Origin of the sequence: Solwaraspora sp. WMMD791 (genome assembly GCF_029581195.1) — a bacterium.
Taxonomy (GTDB): domain Bacteria; phylum Actinomycetota; class Actinomycetes; order Mycobacteriales; family Micromonosporaceae; genus Micromonospora_E.
This window is the reverse complement of the sequence record NZ_CP120737.1, coordinates 6,137,630-6,163,270: the sequence shown is the minus strand read 5'-3', so window position 1 is coordinate 6,163,270 and position 25,641 is coordinate 6,137,630. Positions and strand designations below refer to the sequence as shown.

Genomic DNA, 25,641 nt, shown 5'->3' with positions numbered 1-25,641 from the left:
ATGCCGAACTGAGGTCGGTCAGTGTTTGTCGACGTTGGTCGCGGTGTCCTCCTGGTACGTGGCACCACCGTCGGATTCGCTGGTCAGCGGCTTGGCGCCGCCCTCCGGCGGCCCGGCCACCGACTGGTGTCCGGCGGCCAGCTCCGGGAACTTCAGGTCGAACGCCGGCCGCTCGGACCGGATCCTGGGCATCCGGTCGAAGTTGCGCAGCGGCGGCGGGGAGCTGGTGGCCCATTCCAGGGAGTTACCGTGGCCCCACGGGTCGTCGACGTTGACCAGCGGGCCGGCCTTGTACGACTTCCACACGTTGTACAGGAACGGCAGCGTCGAGATGCCGGTGACGAACGAGCCGACCGTGGAGATCATGTTCAGCGTGGTCCAACCGTCGATCGCCTGGTAGTCGGCGTACCGGCGGGGGAAGCCTTCGGCACCGAGCCAGTGCTGCACCAGGAAGGTGGTGTGGAAACCGACGAAGGTCAGCCAGAAGTGCACTCGGCCGAGCCGCTCGTCGAGCATCCGCCCGGTGAACTTCGGGAACCAGAAGTAGATGCCGGCGAACACCGCGAACACGATCGTGCCGAACAGCACGTAGTGGAAGTGCGCGACGACGAAGTACGAGTCCGAGACGTGGAAGTCGATCGGCGGGCTGGCCAGCAGCACGCCCGACAGGCCGCCGAAGAGGAAGGTCACCAGGAAGCCGATCGCCCAGAGCATCGGGGTCTCGAAGCTGATCTGGCCCCGCCACATGGTGCCGATCCAGTTGAAGAACTTCATCCCGGTCGGTACGGCGATCAGGAAGCTCAGGAAGCTGAAGAAGGGCAGCAGCACCGCCCCGGTGGCGAACATGTGGTGCGCCCAGACGCTCATCGACAGCGCGGCGATCGCGATCGTCGCGCCGACCAGACCCTTGTAGCCGAAGATCGGTTTGCGGGAGAAGACCGGGATGACCTCGCTGATGATGCCGAAGAACGGCAGCGCGACGATGTAGACCTCGGGGTGGCCGAAGAACCAGAAAAGGTGCTGCCACAGCAGCGGGCCGCCGGTCTCCGGCGCGTATACGTGGGCACCGAGCATCCGGTCGGCGGCGAGGGCGAACAGCGCGGCCGCCAGCAGCGGGAAGACCATGATCACCAGGAGGCTGGTGACCAGGATGTTCCAGGTGAAGATCGGCATCCGGAACATCGTCATGCCGGGGGCGCGCAGCGTCAGGATCGTGGTGATCATGTTGACCGCGCCGAGGATGGTGCCGAGACCGGAGATCGCCAGGCCGACGATCCACATGTTGGCGCCGACGCCGGGCGAGTGCTCGACGCTGCTCAACGGGGTGTAGGCGAACCAGCCGAAGTCGGCGGCACCGCCGGGGGTCAGGAAGCCACCCATGGCCAGCGTGCCACCGAAGAGGTACAGCCAGTAGGCGAAGCTGTTCAGCCGGGGGAACGACACGTCCGGGGCGCCGATCTGGATCGGCGTGATGTAGTTCGCGAAGGCGAACACGATCGGCGTCGCGAAGAACAACAGCATGATCGTGCCGTGCATGGTGAACAGCTGGTTGTACTGCTCCGGCGAGAGGAGCTGCATCCCGGGCTGGGCCAGCTCCGCCCGCATGATCAGCGCCATCAGGCCGCCGATCATGAAGAACACGAAGGCGGTGATCATGTACATGATCCCGATCTGCTTCGCGTCGGTCGTACGCAGCAGCCGCGCCATGGCCGAGCCCCGGACCGGCTGGTGGACCGGGAAGGGCCGGGTCGCGATCGGCTTCGGTGCGACGGTGGTCACGAATGGCCTCCGGTTCTCGTCAATCCCACGGCGCCCGCGCTGGTGCTCCGCTGGCCGTGCCTCGCAGGCAGGATAGTCCCCGTTCACGGTGGGTCCGCACGCCGGGTGCCCGCACCCGTGGCCGGGTCACCATCGGCTTGGTGGCACCCTAGCCGCCGGGCAGAGCGGCCGGGCAGAGCGGCCGGGCAGATCGGCCGGGCAGAGCCGCCGGGCAGAGCCGCCCGGCTCGTCACACCGGATCGACGAGCAGCCGGTAGTGGTCGGCGAGGATCCGGCCGCCCTCGGCACGCAGCAGCCGGTCACGAAGGTGCGGTGCGACGTCGCGGGTCCGGTCCCGGTCGCGGGTCCGCTCCAGCACCCATCGGGTACGCGGCCGGCGGCGGCTCTCGTAACCGGCCAGCGCCTCGACCACGGTGGGTCGGTCGCGGACCAGCTCGGCCAGCACCAGCGCGTCCTCGAACGCCATCGCCGCACCCTGTGACAGGGTCGGCGCGGTGGCGTGGGCTGCGTCACCGACCAGGACCACGTTCCCCCGTGACCAGCTGCCGAGCTCGACCTCGTCGGTGACGGCGACCTGCACCTTCTCCACCGCGTCCAGGACGGCCGGGACCGGGCCGCGGAAGTCGGCGAGCAGTTCCCGCAGCCGCAGCAGCGGGTCGGCCGGTGGCGCCGACCCGGCCGGTAGCCGTTCGTCGGCGTACAGATAGGTCCGCCCGTAGCCCATCGGCGTCAGCACGACGCCGCAGCGCCGGCCGAGCAGGGCGGTCCACTCGGTGATCTCCGGGCCGCCGGTGACCACGCTGCGGTAGGCGATCTGACCGACCGGATGCGGCGCGCCACCCAGCTCGGCCAGTTGCCGGACCGTCGACCGCCGACCATCGGCGCCGACGATCAGGTCGTACTCGGCGAACGAGCCGTCGCCGAACGCGACCTTGGTGGTCTCGTCGCCGAGCTCCAGCTCCCTGACCTCGGTCCGGTGCCGGACCGCGCCGCCGGCCCCGGTGAGCAGCACCCGGTGCAGGTCGGCCCGGGGCAGCGCCCGGCACTGGCCGACCCCCTGCCAGAGCCGATCGAGGTCGACGGCGCACAACTCGGTGCCGGCGGCGTCGAGGAACCGTTGTCGACGCACGACGGCCCCGAGTGGGCGCAGCGGACTGTCCAGGCCGAGGTCGCGCAGGGCGCGGATCGCGTTGCCGGGCAGGAAGATGCCGGCGGTGGGCACCACGGTCGGGTCGAGCTTCTCCACCACCTCGGGCCGCAGCCCGGCCAGCCGCAGCGCTCGGGCCGCGGCCAGGCCGGCGACACTGGCACCGACGACGAGCACGCGCATGGGTGCTTGAGCCATGGTCCGCGCCGCCTCCGGGGGAATAGACACTCATCGGAGCCAAGAGACTACTGCCGGCAACACCGCCTGCGGTAGGCCCATTCCGCCCTGTTTGTACGCGCCGGTCCGTGGATCAGATGGATGAGAAATATCCACCGATGGAAATCTTAACCGGTGGATCGGGCCAGCGGGAGTCCACGCTCAGCGTTGCACCCGCGCGCCGCCCCCGCCGACCAGTGCCTCCACCTCCTTGAGGCTGGCTGTCGAGGTGTCGCCGGCCGTGGTCATCGCCAGTGCGCCGTGCGCGGCGCCGTACTCGACCGCCGTCGCGAGGTCGCCCTTTTCGAGCAGGCCGTAGACCAGCCCGGAGGCGAAGCTGTCGCCGCCGCCGACCCGGTCCAGGATCTCCAGTCCCGGTCGGTGGGTGGCCTGGACGAAGCCGGTCGGGGCGGACCAGGCGATCGCCCCCCAGTCGTTCACCGTCGCCGTACGGACCGTGCGCAACGTGGTCGCGACCACCGCGAAGTTCGGGTACGCCCCGGTGACCTCGGTGATCATCCGCTGAAAGTTCGCCACCTCCAGCTCGGAGAGGCTGTCGTCGGTGTCCGGTACGGCGAACCCGAGGCTCGCGGTGAAGTCCTCCTCGTTGCCGATCATGACGTCGACATAGCCGGCCAACCGCCGGTTGACCTCCTGCGCCCGGGACTGGCCGCCGACGGCCTTCCAGAGGCTGGGCCGGTAGTTCAGGTCGTACGAGACGATCGTGCCGTGCCGACGGGCGGCGACCATGGCCGCCTCGATGGTCTCCGGGGTGGTCTCGGACAACGCGGCGTAGATGCCGCCGGTGTGCAGCCAGCGAACACCGAGCGTGCCGAACAGGTGGTCCCAGTCGACGTCGTCGGGGCGCAGCTGGCTGGCGGCGCTGTGCCCCCGGTCGGAGGTGCCGACCGCGCCCCGGACCCCGAAGCCCCGCTCGGTGAAGTTCAGTCCGTTGCGCACGGCGCGGCCGATCCCGTCGTAGGGCAGCCAGCGCACGTACGAGGTGTCGACCCCGCCGGTCAGCACCAGGTCCTCCAGCAGCCGCCCGACCTCGTTGTCGGCGAACGCGGTGACCACCGCGGTACGCAGGCCGAAACAGCGGCGCAGGCCCCGGGCGACGTTGTACTCGCCACCGCCCTCCCAGACCCGGAACGAGCGTGCGGTGCGGACCCGCCCCTCGCCCGGGTCGAGCCGCAGCATGATCTCGCCCAGCGAGACCAGGTCGTAGCGGCATTCGGTGGCTGGCCGGGGGCGCAGCGGCGGCGCCCCGGCGGGTGGCTGTCCGGACATCTCTGGGCTCCTTGTCAGGATCGGGCTGCGGACCGGGCCGCGTCGACGGCGGCGGCGGTCAGCCGGGTCACTTCGGCCCAGTCGCCGGTCTCGAGCAGGCGCGGGGCGACCATCCAGGTGCCGCCGACAGCGAGGACCGCCGGGTGGGCCAGGTAGCCGGCAAAATTGGCGGTGGTGACGCCGCCGGTAGGAATGAACCGCACCGAGCGGAACGGGGCGGCGAGGGCGGCGACCATCCCGATCCCGCCGAGCTGCTCGGCCGGGAAGAACTTCACCGTGTCGAGGCCCGCGTCGAGCGCCATCTGGATCTCGGTGGCGCTGGCGACGCCGGGGAAGACCGGCACCCCGCGCTGCTGGCAGCGGCGGACCACGGCGGGCCCGAAGCCGGGGCTGACCACGAACCGGGCGCCGGCGTCGACGGCCCGGTCGACCTGCTCGGCGGTGAGCACCGTGCCGGCTCCGACCACCATGTCCGTCCGGGTGGCCATCGCCGCGATCGCGTCGGCCGCCGCCGGGGTCCGGAAGGTCACTTCGGCGGTACGCAGCCCGCCAGCGGCCAGCGCGTCGGCCAGTGGCGCGGCACCGGTCGGGTCGGCCAGCACCACCACCGGGACGATCCGCCCGGCACCGATCACCGACGTGACGTCACCAGCGGCGACCGGCTCGGGTATCTGTTCGTCATCTTGAACGTTGGTCACGTACGTGACGATACTCAAGGCATCGATGCTGTCAACCCGGCTACAGTGACGGCCATGACGGTGCGCGATGGATTCCAACCGGTAAAGTCCGCCGGTCGCACGCTGGAGGTGCTGGAGGCACTGGCCGCCGCGCCCGGTCGGCAGTCCCTGGGCGACCTGGCCCGTCTGCTGGAGATCCCGAAGAGCAGCCTGCACGGGATCCTGCGCACGATGCTGCAGCGCGGCTGGGTGGAGACCGATCCGACCGGCACCCGGTTCGGGCTGGGGGTCCGCGCGCTCCAGGTCGGCGCCGCCTACCTCGCCGCAGACGACGCGGTCAGCCTGCTCGACACCGTCCTGGACGAGCTGGCCGGTCAGTTCGGCGAGACCGTCCACCTCGGTCGGCTGGATGGGCCACACGTCGTCTACCTGGCCAAACGCGAGTCGATCCACCCGTTGCGGCTGTACAGCGCGATCGGACGGCACCTGCCGGCCCATGCGACAGCGCTCGGCAAGGCGCTGCTCGCCGAACACCCCGACGACACCGTCGACCGGCTGCTGACCTGGCCGCTGCGCCGGATGACCCCGCACACGATCGAGGACCCGGCCACCCTGCACGCCGCGCTGGCGGACATTCGCGACCGCGGTTACGCGATCGATCGCGAGGAGAACACCGAGGGCATCGTCTGCGTCGCGATGGCGATGCCGTTGCGCCAGCCGGCGGTCGACGCGATCAGCCTTTCCATTCCGTCGACCAGGTGGGACACCGCCGTCGAGGCCCGGATCGTCGAGGCGCTGCGGGCCGCCGCCGCGCAGGTCCGCGCCGCCCGCACACTGATCACCTACTGATTCCAGGCCGGCGACCCGCCGGCGGGTGCCCGGGCGCTCGTCCACGGCGTTCGGCATGTTGAACGCCGTTCCCGATACTCCGGCGCGACCGATCCGACTGGCCTGGACCGCCGTCCCGCCTCGGACACCGGCCGGTGTTGCCGACTCTTTTCACACATGTAAATGTGTCCTAGCTTTGTGGGAGCGCTCCCGTCACGTTGAACCCTCCTATCCGCTTCCCCAGCACGGACACCGAAGGAGTGCAATGAGACGTCCCATCCGCACCGCCGCCGCCGCGGCGGCGCTCCTCGTCGGCGGCGTTCTCGCCGTCGTCACCGCCGCCCCCGCGCAGGCGGACACGGTGATTTGCGAGCAGTACGGCAGCACCACCATCCAGGGCCGCTACGTGGTGCAGAACAATCGCTGGGGCACGACCGCCCAGCAGTGCATCAACGTCACCAGCACCGGGTTCTCGGTGACGTCGCAGCAGGGCAGTTCGCCGACCAACGGGGCGCCCGTGTCGTACCCGTCGGTCTTTCTGGGCTGCCACTACACCAACTGCTCCCCCGGCACCAACCTGCCGATGCAGGTCAGCCGGATCAGCAGCGCGCCGACCAGCATCAACTACACGTACGTGGGCGGCGGCACCTACAACGCGTCGTACGACATCTGGCTGGACCCGACGCCCCGCACCGACGGGGTCAGCCAGATGGAGATCATGATCTGGTTCCACCGGCAGGGCTCCATCCAACCGATCGGTTCACCGGTCGGCACCACCACCATCGCCGGCCGCAGCTTCCAGGTCTGGACCGGCAGCAACGGAAGCAACAACGTGGTGTCGTACCTCGCCCAGTCGTCCTTCAGCAGCTGGAGTTTCGACGCGATGGCCTTCATCGCCGACGTGCGCAACCGGGGCCAGATCACCAACTCGTGGTACCTGACCAGCATCCAGGCCGGCTTCGAGCCATGGAACGGCGGCGTCGGGATCGGGGTGAACTCGTTCTCGGCGGCGGTCAACACCGGCGGGGCACCGCCACCCACGACCGCGCCACCGCCGCCCACCACGCCGCCGCCGGGCAGCGGCGCCTGCCGGGTCGGCTACACCCCGAACACCTGGAACAGCGGCTTCACCGCCGAGGTGCGGATCACCAACACGGGTAGCGGCACCGTCAACGGGTGGACGTTGGCGTACCAGCTGCCGGCCGGGCAGTCGATCACCAGCTCGTGGAACGCGACCGTGTCGCAGAGCGGTTCCTCGGTGACTGCCCGCAACATCGCCTGGAACGGCACCCTGGCGCCGGGCGCGACCGCCTCGTTCGGCTACCAGGGGACCTACAGCGGGTCCTACTCCTCGCCGACCAACTTCACGCTCAACGGCACCTCCTGCACCACCGGCTGACCGCCGCGCCCACACCGCTGTCCGGGCACGCCACCGTCCGGCGCCCCCCGCGCCGGACGGTGGTGTCAGTCCCGCAGCTGGTCGATGGCGGCCATCTCGTCCGGGGTGAGACGGAACCCGAAGACGTCGGCGTTGGTGACGATCCGCTGCGGCGTCACCGACTTCGGGATCACCACGATCCCGTGCTGCAGGTGCCACCGCAGCACCACCTGGGCCGGGGTGACGCGGTGCCGCCCGGCCACCTCGACCAGGAGCGGATCGTCCAGGTCGGTGTTCTTGAACGGGCTGTACCCCTCTACCACCACGTCCCGTTCCTGGTGCTCGGCCAACGTACGGCCGTCGTGCATCGCCGGTGCCCAGGGCACCTGGTTGACCGCCGGGCGTACCCCGGTCTGTTCGATGAGCTCGTCGATCTGAGCCAGGCTGTAGTTGCTGACCCCGATCGCACGCACCACTCCGGCGTCGCGCTGGGCGATGAACTCCCGCCAGGTGGATACGGCGGCACCACCGCGTGGCGGCCAGTGGATCAGCCACAGGTCGACGTACTCCGTCGCCAGCGCGGCCAGGCTGGCGGCGAGGGTCTCCGCTTCCTGGCCGAGGCGTTCCGGCGGGAGTTTCGTGGTGATGAAGACCTCCTGTCGGGGCAGCCCGCTGTCCCGGACCGCCCGGCCGACCTCGGCCTCGTTGCCGTACATCGTGGCGGTGTCCAGGTGCCGGTAACCGGCGTCCAGCGCGGCCCGTACCGCCCGGTAGCCCGACTCCCCCGTCGCCTGCCAGGTCCCGAAGCCCAGCATCGGCATGTCCACGCCGGGGGCGAGGGACACCGTCAGTTGCTCACCGTGCGTCGCCATGCCCGCCGACTACCCACGCCGACCTGCGCCTATACCTCGGCCGGACGACGCATCGGTCAGTGGCCGACCGACCCTACCGCCGAGCCAGGCCGACACCACATGCTGTTCACCGCGCGTACATTCGTCGTCACCCACCCGGTCTCCTGGTGGGGGTCCGGGCCGTGCATACCCGCCGACCGGGGCAAGCACCAGAAACGGGAACCACATGAGCATCATCGACACCACCACGCCGGCCGTACCGCCGGTTGGGCCACCCGCTGAGGCCGAGCCGGTCGGCGACGGACGACCCGAGCTGTGGCAAGCGGCCCGCACCGTACTCGAGGCCAACTGGTCCGGTCGCCACACGGTGCCGTCACGCACCCTCTACCCGCACCAGTGGAGCTGGGACGCGGCGTTCATCGCGATCGGGCTGGCCCGGGTCGCCCCGGACCGGGCGTGGCGGGATCTGCGCAGCCTGTTCCTGGCGCAGTGGCCGGACGGGCGGATCCCGCACATCGTCTTCGATCCCGGCATCGCCGAACGGGACTACTTCCCGGGGCCCGGATTCTGGCAGGTGCCGCTGCGCCGGCCGGGCCACCCCGACGGTACGGGCATCGTCCAACCGCCCGCGCACGCGCTGGCGGTCTGGGAGCTCTACCAGCGGGCCCCCGACGCCGCCGGCCTGGCCCAGCTCCGGTGGTTCTATCCCCGGCTGGTGGCGGCGCAGGACTACCTACTGGGTCGACGCGACGCCGGTGGCGGCGGGCTGGCCGCCATCGTGCACCCGTGGGAGTCGGGGCTGGACAACAGCCCGGCCTGGGACGCGGCCCTGGCAGCCGTACCGGCCGACCTGCGGGTCCTCGCCGGGCGGCAGCGGCACGACAACCGGGTCGCCGCGGTGGCGCACCGGCCGACCGACGAGGACTACGCCCGGTTCGTGGCACTGGCCCTGGCGTACCGCGACCACGACTACGCCGACGATGCGCTCGCCGACCGGCACGGCTTCGTCGTCGAATGCCCGACGTTCAACGCGCTGCTGGGTGCCGCCGAGCGGGCGCTGGCCGCGATCGCCGGCGTGGTCGGCGCCGATCCCGCCGGGCACCTGATCCGGGCCGAGCGCATCACCCGCGCGATCGACGAGCGGTTGTGGAACCCGCGCACCGGCATGTACCACGCGCGCGACGTGCGGACCGGCCGACTCAGCCCGGCCAGGTGCGTGAACGGACTGGTGCCGCTGATCCTGCCGGACCTGCCGGCCGACCGGGTGGCGGCGCTGGTGACGATGCTCGGGTCCGACCGGTTCGGCATGTCGGCGGCCATGCCGGTGCCGAGCTACGACCGGAGGGCCGCCGACTTCGACCCGGTGCGTTACTGGCGCGGTCCGGTCTGGATCAACATCAACTGGCTGCTCTGGCGTGGACTGCGCGCTCACGGCCGCGCCGCCCAGGCCGAGATGCTGCGGACGGCCATGGTCGACCTCGTCGACAGGTCCGGCCACTACGAGTACTTCCACCCGGTGACCGGGGCCGGAGTGGGCGCGGCGGCGTTCAGTTGGACCGCCGCGCTCCTGCTCGACCTGCTGGCCGACGGCGACTGATCGCACGATGGACACCCCTGATCGCACGATGGACGCCCACCACCCACCATTCTCCGGTCACACAGAACGTCTCGACCAGCGCCGATCCGACACTCCGCCTGATACCAATACCCATTCGGCGGACCACCCGCACATGCCGTTGATTCTCTCATAATGATCATATCGGACGGAAATCGTTTGCAAACCGGCAGGATGTAGCAGCACGTGAACAGCCGATCACCAAAAGGTGACATCCGCCGTACGGTGTGCGACTGAAGGCCTCACGGATGGTTCCGGCCTGGCAGGCGCGCCATCTATCTTTCCGTGCCGGCAGGGCGCCGACGACACGGTCGACATCAGACCGTCCAGAGGCCGCCCGGCGCAATTCGCGGCGAACCGCCAGGGGGGTGGGCGATGCAACCTGCACACGAAGCCGTACGCCGGAGGCGACGGCTCGACGGACCATTGCTGCGATCGGCGGTCACCGTACTGGTGCTGGTGCCGGTCTGCGTGCTCTTCGTCCAACTGTGGCGCGGCACGTCGGCGGACGTCGCCTTCGCGCAACGGGAACGGGAGGGCGTCGCCTATCTGGCCGCGCTCAACGAACTGACCGTGGCGCTGGTCGACGCCCAGTCAGCCGCCGTCGCCCGGCAGCCGGTCAACGCCGAGGCGCTCACCCGGGCGTTGGCCGCGGTGGCCGAGGTCGACCAGCGCATCGGCGCCTCGCTGCGGGCCCAGCAGCGCTGGACGTCACTACGGGCGGCCGTCGAGGCGCTGCCGGACCGACGCTTCGACGAGCCGACGGCGGCGTTCGACGCCTACCGAGAGACCACCGACCTGTTGCTGGCCCACTACGACCGGATCCGGGAAAGCTCCAACCTGGTCCGTGACCCGGAAGGCGACGCCTACCATCTCTCCGACGGCGCTGCCGAGGAGCTGCCCGAGGCGCTCATCGCCACCGGTCGTTTCGCCGACCTCGCCGTCCTGCTGCCGACCCGACCGGCGCAGGAACGGCCGTTGGCGCTCGTCGAACTGATCGGTGCCACCAGCGACATCCTCTCCCCCGCCGACGACCTGGCCAGCAACGTCCAGGCCGCGGTGGAGAGCACCGACAGCCGCACGATGAGCAGCAACCTGCTGACCCAGGTCGACCGGTTCCAACGCAGCATGGACGCCATCGCCGCGGCGGCCGCCGTCCTGAACACCGCCGCCGCCGAGCTGACCCGGGCCGCGCAGTCCGACGACGACTCCAGCGACGGCACGGGCACCAGCACCGGCGGCGACGGCGACGGCGACGGCGATTCCGGCGACGACGACCGGGAGTCCGGCGCGGCCGCCGTACCGGACCTGGGACAACTGGTCGCGCTGCGGGGGGAGGCGCAGGCGTCGGCAGCCGAACTGGCCGGCACGATGCTGGTCGAACTGGACGGTCTGCTGGCCGACCGGATCAGCGGGTCGCAGCGCGACCAGTGGCTGTCGGTCGGCGTACTGATCCTGGCGGTCGGCCTGGTCAGCGTCCCGGTGCTGATCACGTACGGCACGGCGGCGGGGCCGCGCACTCCGCCTGCCGGCACCGGACCCACCGACGGCCCGCCGGCGACCGGCGGCCGTACCGGACCGGCCGACGACGCCGACCGGGTCACATCGGACAGCCGACAATGGGAGCCGACCGTTGCTGCTCGATAGACTCCGCATCCGCGGGAAACTGGCGCTCCTGGTCATGATCCCGCTGATCGCCGTCGCCGCGCTGACCGTGCCGATCGTCGTCGACCGCGTCGCGCAGGCGGCCCGGGCCGCGGACACCGTACGGACCGTGCAGGTCGGCGGACGGATCGGCTCGCTCGTCCAGGACCTCCAGCTGGAACGGCTGCTCGCGGTCGGTCACCTGGTGGGCGCGGTCGACCGTTCCCGACTCGCCCTGCAGGAAGCCGCGATCACCGACCGGATCGCCGACATCCGGGCCGACCTCGGCGCCGAGATCGGCCCGGAACTCGACGCGGCGGTGACCGCGGTCGACGACCTCGCCGAGACCCGCGCCGGCGTCCTGGCGCGCACCGCCGACAGCGATCAGGTGATGATCGCGTACGGCAATCTGATCGTGCGGCTCATCGACGCGTTGCACCTGGTCGACACGGCCGACGTGGCCACCACCGAGGGTCGGCAGATCGTGGCGTTGGACGCCGCGTTGCGCCTCGACGACGCGATCAGCTCCGGCGCCAGCCACATGCTGCTGGTCGTCGCCGACCGCAGCCCGCAAGCGGCGACCCGGTACGCGATGAGCCTGGTCGCCGCCCAGGACAACGCCGCCCGGTTCGGTCGTTTCGCCACCGCCGACCAGGTGGCGCTCTACACGCTGGTCGAGCAGGCCCTCGACGAGCGCCTCGGCAGCGGCTTCACGGACGATTCGCAGAGCGGTGCCCGCGAGGGGTTCGCCGTCGACCCGACCGAGGCCCTGGCCGGTCTGTCGGTCGACGCGCTATTCCCCTCGTTGGAGTCGCTGATCGCACTCGGTCGGTTCGTCGAACGCAAGATCGTGATCGACGTCACGGTCGAGGTCACCGAACGACAGAACCAGATCCTGCTGACCGCGTACGGCGTGGTCGCCGCCGCCGGGCTGGTGCTGCTGTCGGTCGTCGCGCTCAGCCTGGTCGTCGCCCGCTCGGTCGCCCAGCCGCTGGCGCGGTTGACCAGTTCGGCGAACCGGGTCGCCCTTCTCGCCGAGGCCGAACTGGTCCGGGTCGCCGACGACGAGACCGAACGGCCCGATCCGGTCCGGCTGGATCCGGTCGAGGTGACCGCCACCGACGAGATCGGCGACCTGGCCCGCGCCTTCGACCGGGTCCAGCGCACCGCCGCCCGACTGGTCGAGCGGCAGGTCTCCGGCCGGCGCAACGTGGCACAGATGTTCGGTCACGTCGGTCGACGGACGCAGAACCTGGTCAACCGGCAACTCGCGGTCATCGACCGGCTGGAACGCGAGGAGACCGATCCGAAGCGGCTGCAACATCTCTACCGGCTGGACCACATCTCCAGCCGACTGCGGCGCAACGCCGGCAGCCTGGTGGTGCTCTCCGGGTCGACCGGAGCCGAGGAGCACATGGCGCCGCTGCCGGTCTCCGACGTCATCCGGCTCGCCCTCGGCGAGATCGAGGACTACACCCGGGTCGACGTACAGGCACCGGCCGGCTTCGCCATCGTCCCCTCGGCCATCGCGGACCTGGTGCTGCTGCTTGCCGAGGTGATGGAGAACGGGACGGTCTTCTCACCGCCACACACCAGGGTGACCGTCAGCGCGGCGGCGCGCGGCGACGGCCTGCGGATCAGCGTGGTGGACCGCGGGCTCGGCCTGTCGGCACAGCGGCTGGCCGAGGAGAACGCCCGGTTGACCCACCGGGAACGTCTCGATCTGGTCCCCACCGAACTGCTCGGACTGTTCGTCGTCGGTCGGCTCGCCCGCCGGCACGGCATCACGGTCGCGCTCGCCGCGACGGCCGGTGGCGGGGTCACCGTGACCGTCGACCTCGGACCGGACCTGCTGGTACCGACCGTCGCGTCGACGCCGGCCCCACCGCTGCGGATGCCACCGCCACCGGGGCCGGTCCCGGCGCGGCCGACTCCGGTGGACGCGGTCCCGGTACGGCCGGCCCCGGCCACCCCGCAGCCCGACCGGCCGCCGACGCCGACGCCGGCCAGGACCGTCGGCGGTGACCCCCGCTTCGACCCGGCGGCAGTGCACCGGGCGACGACATCGCTCGACACCGGTACGCCGTGGAACGCCTTCGGCACCGTCCCACCCGCCACCACCGGCTCCGTGGCGTCCGGCGGAGCCGGCAGCGGCCGGGCCACCGGCGCGGTCGGTCCCGTCGGGACCGACCCGGTCGGGTCGGCCCCGGTCGGGCGTGGCCCGCTACGGCAACGGGTTCCGGGTGCCCAGCACCCGGTCGGCAGCGGTCCGGCGGCGGTCAGCGACACCCCGACCGACCCGGGGGCCGCGCGGGCCCTGCTCGAAGAGTTCGAAGCCGGCGTACGGCGGGCGCAGGAGCAGGTGGCACGGGCTCCGGTGGCGCGAGATCCGCAGGTTGCCGGGTCGGCGCGGCTGACCCAGCGCGTACCGGGTGCCAGCCTGCCCGACCAGCCGACGGTCGCCCCCGTGGCCCGTGCCCCCTGGCCACCGGACCCGCAGGCCGCGAAGGACTCGTTGGACGCCTTCGAAGACGGCGTCCAGAGGGCACTCACCGAGATCACCGGACACTCTCAGCACGGCAAAGGACCAGACCGATGAACAGCCCGTACACGCCGGACACCGCCGAGCGCCCGACCCCGACCCCGACCGGGACCGCGAACGGCCCGCTCAGCGCCGAGGCGCAGACCTTCAACTGGTTGCTGGACTCGTTCACCTCCAGCACCGCCGGCGTCCGGGAAGCCATCGCGGTCTCCTCGGACGGCCTGCTGATGGCGATGTCCGCGATCCAGGACCGGGCCAACGCCGAACGGCTGGCGGCGATCGTCTCCGGGATGACCAGCCTCGCCGGGGGCGCCGCCAACTGGTACTCCCTCGGCACGTTGAACCGGGTGGTGGTGGACATGGCCGACGGCTACCTGCTGGTCAGTTCGATCAGCAGCGGTTCGGTGCTGGGAGTGGTCGCCGACCGGTCGGCCAGCCTCGGCACCGTCGCCTACGAGATGACGTTGTTCGCCGGGCGCGCCGGTGGCGCGCTGACTCCCCGGTTGATCGCCGAGTTGAAGAACTCCGTCCAGTCGTGACCCGGTCGCCGTTCGGGGCGGACGATCCGGCCGAGCCGCCTGTGCGGATCCGCCCCTACCTGCGTACCCCGCCGGTCGACGGAGCCGGACCGGACGACGGAGCCGGGCCGGTCGAAGGCCGCGGTGGCAGCGGGCACCCGGACGCCACCGCGGCCGGGCCGGCGGCCGCCCCGACTGCGGCGTCCGGGCTACGGCCGTTCGTGCTCACCGCCGGCCGGGTCGCCGGCGTCGACCCGGACATCAAGTTGGAGACCCAGGTCACCGCGCGGGTACCGGACATGTTCGCGCCCGCGGCACCGGTGCACAGCCTGGCACCCGAACTTCAGGCGATCATCGCGCTCGCCGCTGACCCGATCTCCGTGGCGGAACTCTCCGCCCGGCTGGGGCTGCACCTCGGGGTGACCCGGGTGCTGGTCGGTGACCTGCGGGCAACCGCTCACCTCGACGTGCACGTACCCGACGTCGAGGCCCCTGCCGATGCCGACACCATCCTGCGAGTGATCCGTGGACTTCGTGCCATCTCCTGACCCGTTGGCCGCCGGCCTGCCGATGCGGAACCGGCGGCGGCCAGCGCCCCAGCCGGCGACCCGTACCGCGCCGATCCCGGTGAAGATCGTGATCGCGGGTGGCTTCGGCGTGGGCAAGACCACCACCGTGGGGGCGATCTCCGAGATCGCCCCGCTCACCACCGAGGCGGAGATGACCGCCGTCTCGGTCGGCGTGGACGACCCCGGTACGGAGTCCGGCAAGACCACCACCACGGTGGCGATGGACTTCGGATGTGTCACGATCGACCGGAGCCTGAAGCTCTACCTGTTCGGCACCCCGGGTCAGACCCGTTTCGGATTCATGTGGGACGACCTGGCGCGGGGTGCGCTCGGCGCGCTGGTGGTGGTGGACAGCTCACGCCTGGACGACTGCTATCCGGCGGTGGACTACTTCGAACGGGCCGGGCTGCCGTTCGTGGTAGGAGTTAATACCTTCAACGGACGGCTGAGTCATAGCATCGACGAGGTCAGGTGGGCGTTGGCGACGGACCAGAAGGTCCCGATCGTCGCCTTCGACGCACGGGACCGGCTGTCGGTGCGCGACGCCCTGCTGGTGGTTCTGGACCGGGCTCTGGACCGCGCGGTAAGGAGTCAGCCATCCTGAGGCGATGACAACGGGAGGTCGAAGATGCGTGGTGACCTGGACGACGCGCTCGCCCGGCTTGCCCGACGGGACCAGCTGCACAAGCGGGTCAACCAGGGCACCGACCGGGCCACGTCGGCGGCGGAGGAGCTCGCCGCGGCCGTACGGCAGGTGGTGGAGCGACACCCGGGGCTGGCCGCGGTCGTCCGGCTCACCGACGGTGGCCAGTCGGTCGACCTGTCGGTGAGCCATCATGGCGGCCGGGTCGAGGTACACATCGCCGGTCCCACCGCTGCCGGTCCCGTCACCTCGGGGAACCGTCGCCCCGGTGACGGGCCCCGGCACGGTCACAACGAACGGCGGGACACGGGCACCGGCGCTCCGACCGTGATCACCGGCACCTTCAGCGAGCCGCCGGCGGTCGGCGTACCGACCGCCGGCGGACCACCCGACTGGCCGCCGCGTGCCGAGCCGCCTGCCGGCAGCCCGGCCGCCCGGCTCGCGGAGCTGATCCGCCAGGACCCGTCGCTGCTGGGCGGCACCGCCGACAGCTGACGGCGGGCCCGCCCCGGTGGTTCAGGAGTTCGGCGGCTCGTCCTGGCCGGACTCCTCGGCCGCGTCGGCTTCCTCCTTGGTGTGGTGCACGGCACCGTCGGCGTGCTCCGGTGGCCCGTACACGGTGTAGAGGACCAGTGGGTTGGGCCCGGTGTTGCGGAAGTTGTGCTTCGTACCGGCTGGGACCGCCACCAAGTCACCCTGGGCGACCTCCCTGCGCTCACCGGCCACCAACGCCTCACCGACACCGCTGACGAAGGTGAGGATCTGGTCGATCTCGTCGTGGACCTCCTCGCCGATCTCGCCGCCCGGCGGGATGGTCATGATCACAAGCTGGGAATGCTCACCGGTCCAGAGCACCCGACGGAAGTCCGGACTCTGCTCAGCGACGGTGGCGATCGTGAAGTGCTCCATACGGTCACCGTACCCACGGCGACCGGTTGTCACGCCTGTTGTCACGCACACCACGCCCCCCGCCGGACAGCCGGCGTGGGGCGCAGGCCGGCCGGCCCCGGGGGCGCAGATCAGCCGGTCAGTTCCCGGACCGCCTCGACCAGCAGCCAGCAGCCGAACAACGCGAACAGCGCGGCGGCACCGTAGGCGATGACCCGCTCGGGCAGTCGCTTGCCCAGCATCCGGCCGACCACGATGGCCAACGCGTCGGCCGCCACCATGCCGAGGGTCGACCCGAGCCAGGTGCCGAACCAGCCGTGCCGGGTCGCCAGGGTGATGGTGGCGAGCATCGTCTTGTCCCCCAGTTCGGCCAGGAAGAACGCCGTGAACACGGCGACGATCGCCGACCGGGTGGTGCGCTGCGCCCGCCGGGACTCCTCGTCGGTGAGCGAGTCGCCGCGCAGCGTCCAGAGCGCGAACCCGAAGAACGCCACCGCCGCCACCAGGGAGATCCAGCCGGTGGGCAGCGCCACGCCGAGGCCGTGACCGAGGCCGACCGACACCAGGTGCACGACGGCGGTGGCCGCGGTGATCCCGATCAGGACCGGCCACATCTTGAACCGGGTGGCGAAGGTCATCGCCATCAACTGGGACTTGTCGCCCAGCTCAGCTATGAAGATCACGCCAAAGCTGATCGCGGTGGCGGTCAGGAACCCGTCCATGGTGCCTCTCATCCGGTCCGGGCCGGATCGTGGCACGCGGACCTCGACCCGGCTTGTGCAGCCTGAGTCGAAGGTCTCGCCCACCTGACGCCAGATCGTCAGGTCGCCGCGGCCGGGTGCGCAGCACCAGTGTGTCGACCGCGATGTTGGGAGCTACTCCCCCTCGCTGGAGCTGAGCGTAACGCGTACCGCAGCCGAATCCACCGGGAGTGACACAACACACGGGGGCGGCTCCGGCCGCCTCGGCAGTTTCCGTTACGTTCACCATCATCCGTGGCGAACGGCGCCCATCGCCCAGGGTGGACGCGGCGGCGACGCTCGCGGACACTATGCCGGAGCTTCCAGAGATATCAATCGCCGAAACCGTGGTGAGGGCATGACCTTGACCGAGCCGAACCTGGTGGTCGATGTGGGTGCATCGGGTACCCGGGTGGCCCTGGTCGTCGCAGACCAGACAACCCTGGTCAAGGAGCCGGCCAGTGGCGCCGCGAGCTGGCCGTCCTCGGTCTGCCTGGCCGACGAGGGCTTCCTGGTCGGCACTCCAGCCGAGGTGCGCAAACGCGCCATGCCACGGCGCTACATCGACGGGCCGCGCCGCGCCGTCGATGCCTCCGCCTCCATCTGGCTGGAGCACCGGGAGGTCACCGGCCCGGAAGCACTCGCCGCCTACCTCACCGTCGTCGGCAACGAGACCCGGCAACTGTTCGGCCTGGGCCCGATCGACCGGCTGACGCTGACCGTACCCGCCGACTACCTGCCCGGCGACCCCCGGCGGGACACGATGATCGCGATCGGTGAGGCGGCCGGCTTCCGCGACGTCGAACTGATCGGCGGCGCGGTCGCCGCCGCCCTGGATCCCCGTACCGACAACCTGCCGGCCGGAGCGCTGGTCCTGGTCTGCGACCTCGGCGCGACCTGGACCACCGCCGTCGTGCAGGTGTACGGCAGCCACACCGTCCAGCTCGCCCAGGAGAGCAGCCCGGCCGGCCAGGAGTTGGACGCGCTGCTCATCAACGACCTGCGTACCCAGGGGCGCACCTGGCTGGAGCCGTTGCTCGCCGCGCCCGGTGACGCCGGGCTGCGGGCCTACTACGAGGCGATCGACTTCGTCCGTCGGTTGAAGCACCAGCTCGTCGACTCCGACGAGGTGGTCGACCACCTGACCCCGCTGTCGCCGCCGTACCGGCTCACCCGCGACTGGCTGGAGGCCTTCGCGGCGCCCGCGCTGCGGTGGCTGGTCGACAGCGTCCACGGCGTGCTGGGCACGGTCGGCGCCACTGCGGCGGACCTCGCCGCGGTGGTGGTCTCCGGCGGCGGCGCCTACCTGTCCGCCGCGCACGCCGCAGTGCGCTCCGGCCTCGGCTACGAGCCGCCCGGCGGCGCTCACCGGGCGGCCGCTCCCGAGCCGCTGCGGGTCGCCGCGGAACCGGAGCTGGCGGTCCTGCGTGGGGCGGCCCGGTTCGCGGCGGGCGCCGCCGGGCGGGTCGTCACCGCCGACCCGCCCCGGTGGCGGGTCGAACCGACGTCCTGGGAGATCCCCGGCGGGCGGGCCCGGCTGGCCCGCTGGTGCGTACCGCCGGGCGAGCCGTACCAGGCCGGGGCGGTGCTGGCCCACATCCGGACGCCGGACGAACGCATCTTCGAACTCACCGCCGCGCAGCAGGGTCGCCAACTGGGACAGCAGGTGTCCGTCGGTGACCTGGTCGGCCCGGTGCTGGTGGTGGCCGCCGCCAAGGACGCGACCGCGCTGCAGGGCCAGCCCCCGCCCCGGCGCCGACACCTGGAATCGACCGGCAGCTGGCTGCTCACCCCCGACGGTGAGCACCTGGTGGAGTGCGACCGGGCCGCGCGGCTGATCCGACTTCGCGCGATCGCCGACGACACGGTACGGGCGGAGTTCCGCCCCGACCACGGACCCGGCGGCGACCCACAGGGCCGGGTGTTCATCGACCCGGAGGGCCGGCTGGCGGTGGTCACCTGGGACACCGACGGCTTCCTGTCGGTGTGGGACATCGAGACCGGCAAACTCACCGTACGGTTCCGCGATCCCGGCGAACCGCACCGGGTGCTGGTCGACGAGACCGGCTGGCGGGCGGCGGCGGAAGGCCGTACCAGGGCCGTCGGCCGGTACCGCCGTACCGTCGTGACGCTCTGGGATCTGCGGACCGGCAACCGCATCGACCGGATCACCGACGACGCGTGGCAGCAGCACCTGCCCGAGTTCGCCGAGCAGAGCCAGCTGGGTGGCTTCCGCGCGAGCGTGGTCAGCGCCGACGGGCAGCTGCGGGCCAGCGTCGCCGACGGTCTCGACGGCATCACCGCGATGCTGCTGCAGGACACCGTGACCGGGCAGGAACTGTTCCGCGTCCTGGGCGGCACCGGGCAGCGGCTCCGGGTCGGGTTCAGTGCCGACAGCCGGCACCTGCTGGCCAACTGGGAGTCCAACGAGCGGAGCCTGATCGATGTCTGGGATGTCTGAGCCGCCGGTCCTGGTGGTCGACTTCGGCACGTCGTCGTCGGCGGCGGCGGTCGTCACCGGCGACGTCGTCACCCCGGTTCCGGACCCGGTGACCGGCGCCCCGGCGTGGCCCTCGGCCGTGCACTGGGACGGTCAGAGCATGCTCGTCGGCGCCTTGGCGGAGCGGCGCAAACGCTCCGAGCCGACGGCTTACGCCGCCGAGTTCAAACGCGGTATGGCCGCCGACGTACCGGTGCTGCTCGGCGACCGCCGGTTCCGGCCGATCGAGCAGGTGGCGGCCCTGTTGACCGCGCTGCGGGCGGAGGCCGAACGGCGGTGCGGCCACCCGGTACGCCGTACCGTGGTGACGATCCCGGCGTCGTACGCCCCCGACGACCCCCGGCGGGCCCAGATGATCGCCGCCGCCGAAGCCGCCGGGCTGGGCCCGGTCGAGCTGCTTCCCGAGCCGGTCGCCGCCGCGTTCGCCCCGGTCGCCGGTCCGGCACCGGTCCCGGGTGAACTGGTGCTCGTCTACGACCTCGGCGGCGGCACCTTCGACACCGCGTTGGTCCGCATCGACGAACGCTGGCACGAGGTACTCGGCCACGCCGCCATCGACGACTGCGGCGGCCGGGACATCGACGCACTGCTGGCCGAACGGATCCACGCCGACGGCCAGCAGTGGCTGGCGCCGCTGCAGGCGACGGCGGCAGCCGACCAGTCCGCCCCGGCGACGTTGCGGTTGCAGATGGCGGTCACCGACTTCGCCAAACGGATCAAGCATCAACTCAGCGACACGTCGACCGTGGAGGACTTCCTGCTGCCGGACACTCCGGCGTACCGGTTGGGCCGGGCGGAACTGGCGCAACTGGTGGCGCCGCTGCTGGACCGGACGATCGCCTGTTGCCGGCAGCTGCTGGCCGACCTGGCGGTGCCGCCGACCAGCCTCGGCTCGGTCCTGCTGGTCGGCGGCGGCGCCCGGATGCCCGCGGTGGCCGACGCCGTGCACCGGGCGTTCCAGCGTCCGCTGCGCCAGGTCGAGGAGCCGGAGCTGGCCACCGTGCAGGGCGCGGCCCGGTGGCTGCCCCGCAGCGGACCCCGGGTGATCCGCGCGTCGACCGAGACGACCCGGATGGTCCCGGTGTCGTTCGCGATCCCGGGTGGATCGGCCCGGCTGCTGCGGTGGCTGATCGTTCCGGGGCAGCCGTACCCGGCCGGGACACCGCTGGCCCGGGTCCGGCTGCCCGGGGGCGCGCTGTGGGACCTGGCAGCCGGCGCACCGGGCAGCCTCGACCGGCTGCTGGTGCCGCCGAACGCCGAGGTCGCCAGCCACCAGTGGCTCGCCCTGGCCACCCCCTGACCCGGGAGCGCCCCGTCACGCCTGGAGCAGCCGGAACAGCGCGATCCACTGTTCGGGCCAGAGCTGCCCGGCGAGCGCGTCGGCGTCGATCCGGTTCGCCCGCAACGCGGCGGACACCCGCCGTTGCGGGAAGCGGCGCCGCAGCGAGGCGGCCACCGAGCCGCCCACCCCGCTGAAGCCGAGATCGACGAGCTGCTGGTACGCCGGCAGCGCGGCCGCCGGCACCAGCGGCACCGGCCGGCGGGTCAACCGCAGGATGCCGCCGTCGACCACAGGCACCGGACGGAACGCGGTCCGCGTGATCCGTCCGGCGAGTCGCCAGTCGAACACCGGCCAGGTACGCACGGTCAGCCGGGACCACCGGCCGAAGTCACCGGTGCGTTTACGGGCGTACTCGAGTTGGGTCACCAGCGTGGCCGCCTGCAGCGCGGGTGCCCGCAGGCACCAGGCCACGATCGGCGCGGTCGCCGCGTACGGAATGTTGCCGACCACGTCGAACGGTTCCGCCGGCGGCGCGGCGGCCAGGAAGTCCGCCGCCAGTACGGTCACGTTCGGCAGCGCGGCGCAGCGCCGGGCGAGCCGCCCGGCCAGCGCCGGATCGACCTCGTAGGCGAGCAGGCGGCCACCGGCGCGGGCCCGGGAGCGGGCCAGTGGGCCGGTCAGCTGGCCGGTGCCGGCGCCGACCTCGACGGTCAGCGACCCGGTCACTCGGGCGGCCCGCACGACCCGGTCGATCGCGAGCCGGTCGGACAGGTTGGTCTGGGAGTAGGCGCGTCGGGTGCGGTCGGCGGCACCGCGGCGGGCGGCGGGTACGGCATCGGCGGCGGATACCGCACGGGCAGCATGGTCGTCACGGGCAGGGCGGGTCACAGCCAGGTCCAGTCTGCCGCGATGGCGAGCTGCCACCGCGACGGTTCACGGACCGGTGCCACCGACGGCGGACCGGTCCATCTCGGGCAGGACTCGGACCGCGCTGGCCTGACGGGGCGTACGGCGCGTCGGGTGACCGGGTCGCACCGGGCGCACCGGGTGACCGATCAGTGATCGGCGACCGGTGGGTCGGGCGACGGGCGGGTCAGTTGCCGGACGCGAACTGGCCGTCGGCCAGGGCGGGGCGCCGGACCCGGGGGCGGGCTGTCAACAGCGGGCACCAACCGGTCGGCGCGAGGCCGGCCCGGATCAGCGCCTGGAACGTGATCGACACGTCGGCAGGCTACGGCCGGGCCGGGACGCCGGCAACGCCATTTCGGGTCCCGGTGGGAAACGCCCGTGACCCGGTACGGCGCGTCCGCGTTGTCAACGCGTGCGCGCCGAGGAACCAGCAGTGTCCAGCGGACCGGCCGAGCCGCCCTCGGACCCGTCGGTCGGGGCGGTGCCGGACCGGCTACCGGTGCCCTCGCGGGTGCGGCCCGGCACGCCGACGCAGCGCCACTACGACCGGCTGGTGCGGGTGGCGTACCTGGTGCTCGCGGACTCGACCGAGCCGCTGGCCGGCCCCGGTCGCCGCGCCACCGACCAGCGGATCGCGCGGGCACACCGGGTGGTCCGCCGCTCGCTGCCGTGGCGCCAGGTGACCGACGACGAATACCTGTGGTTGCTGGCCCGGGTGGTCCGCCGGGCGGCCAACCCGCCCCGGTTCACCGTCACCCTGCCGGGGCACTGGGGCCGGCCGGTGCCCGAGGAGGACGACCCGCAGTGGGACCGGCTGCTGGCCGCACTGACCACCCTGCCGACCCCGGTACGCGCGGGGTACGTCCTGCTGGTCGTGGAGCAGCTGCCGCCCCGGGACGCGATCGGGGTGCTGCACGAGGCGGGCTGGCCGGACCCGGTCGTCCAGGTCGCCGCCGGTGCCGCCGAACGGCAGCGGCTCGCCGACACCGAGGGCATCACGCCGGCCCGCCAGCGGCAACTGCTGACCGGACCGCTGACCGACCCGATGACCGTCCGACTGCGGCCGCCGGACCAGCGTACGGTGCGGTGGGCCCGGCTGGGCCGGCTCGCCGCGCTGGCGGCGGTGCTGCTGGCGGCGGTGGCAGTGACCGCGACGCTGTCCCCACGGCTGGCGCGGTTCCCGCCCGAGGTGGCCGGACCGGCGGTGGACGGTACGGGCGTGCCGACGCCGGACGGGATCCGCCGCGTCGGCGACGAGGCCTGGCGTGGCGCCGCCCGGCTGAGTCTCGCGTCGTGGCCGACCCGGGGTTCCCGGACCGACGACACCGTCCTGGTGGACACGGCGCTGGACAGTTGGCTGGCGCTGGCCGAGGCGACCGCCGGGGACCCGCCGGCCCGTACGGCGGCCCACGGTGCGAGCGATCCGGACGGTGCCGCCGCCGGGCTGGCGGTACGGACCGGGGCCGGGGTGGTGACCGCCTTCGCCGCCCCGCAGGTGCCGGTGACGGCACCCGTCGGCACCGCCCACCTGTTGTACGCAGGTGAACTGACCGGTGCCGGGGGCGCCACGGCGGCGGTGGCCGTGCTGGCCGACGTGAGCCGGGTCGCGGTCTTCCGTGCCGCTGGTGCCGACCGGTCGTTGCGGATCGAGCCGGCTCCGGCGGCGGACGCCCACGCCGCCAGCGCGATCCGGCTCAGCGCCCCGACGGAGCCGGCCCGGTACCTGGTGGCGCCGTGGGTACGGCAGGTGCAGTCCCGCGGCCTGGCCGGTGGTCCGTGGCACGAGCTGGCGGTCCGGGCCGGGGTGACCGACCCGGTGCCGGCCGAGCACCGCGCGGCGGCCGACTCGGGCGGCTGCTGGGCCGGGCCGCTGCTGCGGATGCGGGTCACCGAGGTGGGGGTCGACCGCCCGTTCACCCTGGCCGACCTGGGGCGGGTCCCGCTGAGCCGGCTGAGCTACCTGTCGCCGCAGCGCGACCCGGGGCAGCACGTCGACGACGCGGACACCCCGGCCGGGGCGCGGGCCTGGTCCGGACTGGGGTGCCTGGCCGGCGAGCTGACCGCGCACGCGCCGCATTCGGTGCTGGCCTGGGAGGTCTGGGCGGGTGCCCTGCCGGGGCGCGCCGACGAGGTTCGGCTGACCTGCGTACGGGCGGAGCTGCCCCGGGACGCGAACCTGGTGGCGGCGGTCCTGCTGGTGCCCGACGCGCCGGCGCGGGCGGTGGCGACCGCCGCCGACACCCGGCTGTGCAGTCCGCTCGCGCCGGCGGTGGCGGTGGCCTGGTGGTGGGAGTCGCCGGCCGGTGGGTGGCATCACGTGACGGCCAGCGGCGGCGCGGTTGCGCAGCTGGAGGTCACCATCCGGGGGCAGCGGCAGCAGGGCACCGGGCTGCTGGTGTCGGCGGCGCATCCGGACGGTCCGGTGGGGCCGGTGCAGGTCCGGGCGACCGACCCGACCGGGCGCGCGGTCGCGGTGCTGGACTGACGGGCGGTCCGTCGAGGTCGGTCCAGCCGGCGGTGGTTCAGCCGGGGTGGTTCAGCCGGGGTGGTTCAGCCGGGGTGGTTCAGCCGGGGTGGTTCAGCCGGCGACGACGACGGTACGACGCTGCGTGCGGGCGGCCTGCGCGGCGGCCAGTACGGCGACCACCTCTCGGCCGAACCGCACGTCGCAGGGGTGGCCGGGACGGCCCTCGGCGACCTGGCCGACCAGCGCGTCGACGGCGGCGTGGAAGGCCTGAACGACGGTCACGTCACGGTGCGGCACCGGCACGATCCCGGGTTCGCCGAAGAACGTCACGTCGAAGGTCTTCGCCGCCGGTGGCCCGTCGAGGTTGAGTGACAGGGAGCTGACCGCGCCGCCGGTGTGCCGCAGCAGCAGGTGCAGGCCGCCGGCCGGGCCGTCCATCGCGGCGACGTCGGCGACCGGGCCGAGCACCGGCAGCACGATCGACAGTACGTGCGGGCCGATGTCCCACAGGCCGCCGTAGGTGTGCCGCCAGGGCGAGGCACCGTACGGGTTGCCGGGCTCGGAGATCGCCGCGAACAGGGCACCCCTCGCCCCGTGCCAGACACCGCCGGTGGGACCTGCGCTGTCAGCGGACCGGGCACCGTCAGCCGACCGGGCCAGGAACTCGACCATGCCCGGATTGAACCGGCTGGTGAAGAAGACCACCGAGGCGACCTGCCGGCGCTGCGCGGCGGCCACGATCCGGTCGGCGTCGTCCAGCGTCACCGCCAACGGCTTGTCCAGCAGCAGGTGCCTGCCGGCCTCGGCGGCCCGGACCGCGATCGGTGCCTGGACGTCCGGCGGCACCGCGACGGCGACCGCGTCGACGTCGTCGAGCAACGCGTCCACCTCCCGGTACGCGGCCGCCCCGTGACGTGCGGCGAGCACCTCGGCCTTGGCCGGATCCCGGCCCCAGACTCCGACCAGTCGGGCACCAGGATGACCGGCGAGCCCGACGGCGTGCGTCTGCGCCGCCCAGTGGCCGGTGCCGAACAGTCCGAACCGCAACGCCATCTGCTGCTCCTCACCCTGCTCGCCCGTCCGGATGCCTACGCGCCGGGCGTCCGGCCCAGTGTGCCGTACCGGGCGGGTCGGTCGGCGCTGGCGAAGGGCCGGCCG

At 72.4% G+C, this 25,641-nt stretch carries 22 protein-coding genes; 12 read left to right on the top strand and 10 right to left on the bottom strand.

Annotated features, from left to right (window positions below; all coding sequences use genetic code 11):
- Nucleotides 1-18 precede the first annotated feature (18 nt).
- The 4 genes from ctaD to eda form a co-directional block, all read right to left on the bottom strand.
- The gene (ctaD, locus tag O7623_RS27855; protein ID WP_282225903.1) at nucleotides 19-1,779 is read right to left on the bottom strand and encodes a cytochrome c oxidase subunit I; all 1,761 of its coding nucleotides are present in this window, start codon (nucleotides 1,777-1,779) and stop codon (nucleotides 19-21) included.
- A 229-nt stretch (nucleotides 1,780-2,008) separates the two neighbouring features.
- The gene (locus O7623_RS27850; protein ID WP_282225902.1) at nucleotides 2,009-3,124 is read right to left on the bottom strand and encodes an FAD-dependent monooxygenase; all 1,116 of its coding nucleotides are present in this window, start codon (nucleotides 3,122-3,124) and stop codon (nucleotides 2,009-2,011) included.
- A gap of 180 nt (nucleotides 3,125-3,304) precedes the next feature.
- The gene (locus O7623_RS27845) at nucleotides 3,305-4,432 is read right to left on the bottom strand and encodes a sugar kinase (RefSeq protein ID WP_282225901.1); all 1,128 of its coding nucleotides are present in this window, start codon (nucleotides 4,430-4,432) and stop codon (nucleotides 3,305-3,307) included.
- A gap of 14 nt (nucleotides 4,433-4,446) precedes the next feature.
- The gene (gene eda, locus O7623_RS27840; RefSeq protein ID WP_282225900.1) at nucleotides 4,447-5,148 is read right to left on the bottom strand and encodes a bifunctional 4-hydroxy-2-oxoglutarate aldolase/2-dehydro-3-deoxy-phosphogluconate aldolase; all 702 of its coding nucleotides are present in this window, start codon (nucleotides 5,146-5,148) and stop codon (nucleotides 4,447-4,449) included.
- Nucleotides 5,149-5,184: 36 nt separating this feature from the next.
- Between eda and O7623_RS27835 the strand changes: the two genes are divergently transcribed.
- The gene (locus O7623_RS27835) at nucleotides 5,185-5,958 is read left to right on the top strand and encodes an IclR family transcriptional regulator (RefSeq protein ID WP_282225899.1); all 774 of its coding nucleotides are present in this window, start codon (nucleotides 5,185-5,187) and stop codon (nucleotides 5,956-5,958) included.
- A gap of 244 nt (nucleotides 5,959-6,202) precedes the next feature.
- Nucleotides 6,203-7,336, top strand: coding sequence for a cellulose binding domain-containing protein (locus tag O7623_RS27830; RefSeq protein WP_282225898.1), 1,134 nt, complete (start codon nucleotides 6,203-6,205; stop codon nucleotides 7,334-7,336).
- 65 nt (nucleotides 7,337-7,401) lie between these two features.
- Here O7623_RS27830 and O7623_RS27825 read toward each other — a convergent pair whose 3' ends face one another.
- Nucleotides 7,402-8,187, bottom strand: a complete 786-nt coding sequence (locus O7623_RS27825; RefSeq protein ID WP_282225897.1) for an aldo/keto reductase — start codon at nucleotides 8,185-8,187, stop codon at nucleotides 7,402-7,404.
- Nucleotides 8,188-8,392: 205 nt separating this feature from the next.
- Between O7623_RS27825 and O7623_RS27820 the strand changes: the two genes are divergently transcribed.
- The 7 genes from O7623_RS27820 to O7623_RS27790 all read left to right on the top strand — a co-directional run bounded on the left by O7623_RS27820 (nucleotide 8,393) and on the right by O7623_RS27790 (nucleotide 16,192).
- Nucleotides 8,393-9,763 carry a trehalase family glycosidase gene (locus O7623_RS27820; RefSeq protein WP_282225896.1) on the top strand — a complete coding sequence of 457 codons (1,371 nt, stop codon included), beginning with the start codon at nucleotides 8,393-8,395 and terminating at the stop codon, nucleotides 9,761-9,763.
- Between the two features lie 393 nt (nucleotides 9,764-10,156).
- Nucleotides 10,157-11,428 (top strand): hypothetical protein, encoded by a 1,272-nt coding sequence (locus O7623_RS27815; protein WP_282225895.1) that lies wholly within the window; start codon nucleotides 10,157-10,159, stop codon nucleotides 11,426-11,428.
- Between the two features lie 34 nt (nucleotides 11,429-11,462).
- Complete coding sequence (locus O7623_RS27810) at nucleotides 11,463-14,024, top strand: nitrate- and nitrite sensing domain-containing protein (protein WP_282225894.1); 2,562 nt, start codon at nucleotides 11,463-11,465, stop codon at nucleotides 14,022-14,024.
- A complete protein-coding gene (locus O7623_RS27805) occupies nucleotides 14,021-14,506 on the top strand; it encodes a roadblock/LC7 domain-containing protein (RefSeq protein ID WP_282225893.1) in 486 nt (161 codons plus the stop codon). Before O7623_RS27810 ends, O7623_RS27805 begins: the two co-directional genes overlap by 4 nt.
- Nucleotides 14,503-15,033: a DUF742 domain-containing protein gene (locus O7623_RS27800; protein ID WP_282225892.1), complete on the top strand. Its 531-nt coding sequence runs from the start codon at nucleotides 14,503-14,505 to the stop codon at nucleotides 15,031-15,033. Before O7623_RS27805 ends, O7623_RS27800 begins: the two co-directional genes overlap by 4 nt.
- A 22-nt stretch (nucleotides 15,034-15,055) precedes the next feature.
- On the top strand, nucleotides 15,056-15,658 hold the full coding sequence (locus O7623_RS27795; RefSeq protein ID WP_282229615.1) for an ATP/GTP-binding protein: 603 nt from the start codon (nucleotides 15,056-15,058) through the stop codon (nucleotides 15,656-15,658).
- Between the two features lie 24 nt (nucleotides 15,659-15,682).
- A complete protein-coding gene (locus tag O7623_RS27790; RefSeq protein ID WP_282225891.1) occupies nucleotides 15,683-16,192 on the top strand; it encodes a hypothetical protein in 510 nt (169 codons plus the stop codon).
- Between the two features lie 21 nt (nucleotides 16,193-16,213).
- On the opposite strand, the gene O7623_RS27785 is transcribed toward O7623_RS27790, so the two are convergent.
- Both O7623_RS27785 and O7623_RS27780 read right to left on the bottom strand, forming a co-directional pair.
- Nucleotides 16,214-16,606, bottom strand: a complete 393-nt coding sequence (locus O7623_RS27785; protein ID WP_282225890.1) for a cupin domain-containing protein — start codon at nucleotides 16,604-16,606, stop codon at nucleotides 16,214-16,216.
- Between the two features lie 110 nt (nucleotides 16,607-16,716).
- Nucleotides 16,717-17,307 (bottom strand): TMEM165/GDT1 family protein, encoded by a 591-nt coding sequence (locus O7623_RS27780; RefSeq protein ID WP_282229614.1) that lies wholly within the window; start codon nucleotides 17,305-17,307, stop codon nucleotides 16,717-16,719.
- A gap of 376 nt (nucleotides 17,308-17,683) precedes the next feature.
- On the opposite strand from O7623_RS27780, the gene O7623_RS27775 reads away from it, so the two are divergent.
- Nucleotides 17,684-19,786: a hypothetical protein gene (locus O7623_RS27775; protein WP_282225889.1), complete on the top strand. Its 2,103-nt coding sequence runs from the start codon at nucleotides 17,684-17,686 to the stop codon at nucleotides 19,784-19,786.
- Complete coding sequence (locus tag O7623_RS27770) at nucleotides 19,770-21,125, top strand: Hsp70 family protein (protein ID WP_282225888.1); 1,356 nt, start codon at nucleotides 19,770-19,772, stop codon at nucleotides 21,123-21,125. Before O7623_RS27775 ends, O7623_RS27770 begins: the two co-directional genes overlap by 17 nt.
- Nucleotides 21,126-21,140: 15 nt before the next feature.
- Here O7623_RS27770 and erm read toward each other — a convergent pair whose 3' ends face one another.
- The gene (gene erm / locus O7623_RS27765; RefSeq protein ID WP_282225887.1) at nucleotides 21,141-21,995 is read right to left on the bottom strand and encodes an ErmE/ErmH/ErmO/ErmR family 23S rRNA (adenine(2058)-N(6))-methyltransferase; all 855 of its coding nucleotides are present in this window, start codon (nucleotides 21,993-21,995) and stop codon (nucleotides 21,141-21,143) included.
- 205 nt (nucleotides 21,996-22,200) lie between these two features.
- Nucleotides 22,201-22,329, bottom strand: coding sequence for a hypothetical protein (locus tag O7623_RS27760; protein ID WP_282225886.1), 129 nt, complete (start codon nucleotides 22,327-22,329; stop codon nucleotides 22,201-22,203).
- A gap of 120 nt (nucleotides 22,330-22,449) precedes the next feature.
- Here O7623_RS27760 and O7623_RS27755 point away from each other — a divergent pair, with 120 nt between their 5' ends.
- Nucleotides 22,450-24,501, top strand: coding sequence for a hypothetical protein (locus O7623_RS27755; RefSeq protein ID WP_282225885.1), 2,052 nt, complete (start codon nucleotides 22,450-22,452; stop codon nucleotides 24,499-24,501).
- 93 nt (nucleotides 24,502-24,594) lie between these two features.
- Here the strand turns inward: O7623_RS27755 and O7623_RS27750 are convergent, their stop codons facing one another.
- The gene (locus O7623_RS27750) at nucleotides 24,595-25,536 is read right to left on the bottom strand and encodes a Gfo/Idh/MocA family oxidoreductase (protein WP_282225884.1); all 942 of its coding nucleotides are present in this window, start codon (nucleotides 25,534-25,536) and stop codon (nucleotides 24,595-24,597) included.
- Between the last annotated feature and the right edge of the window lie 105 nt (nucleotides 25,537-25,641).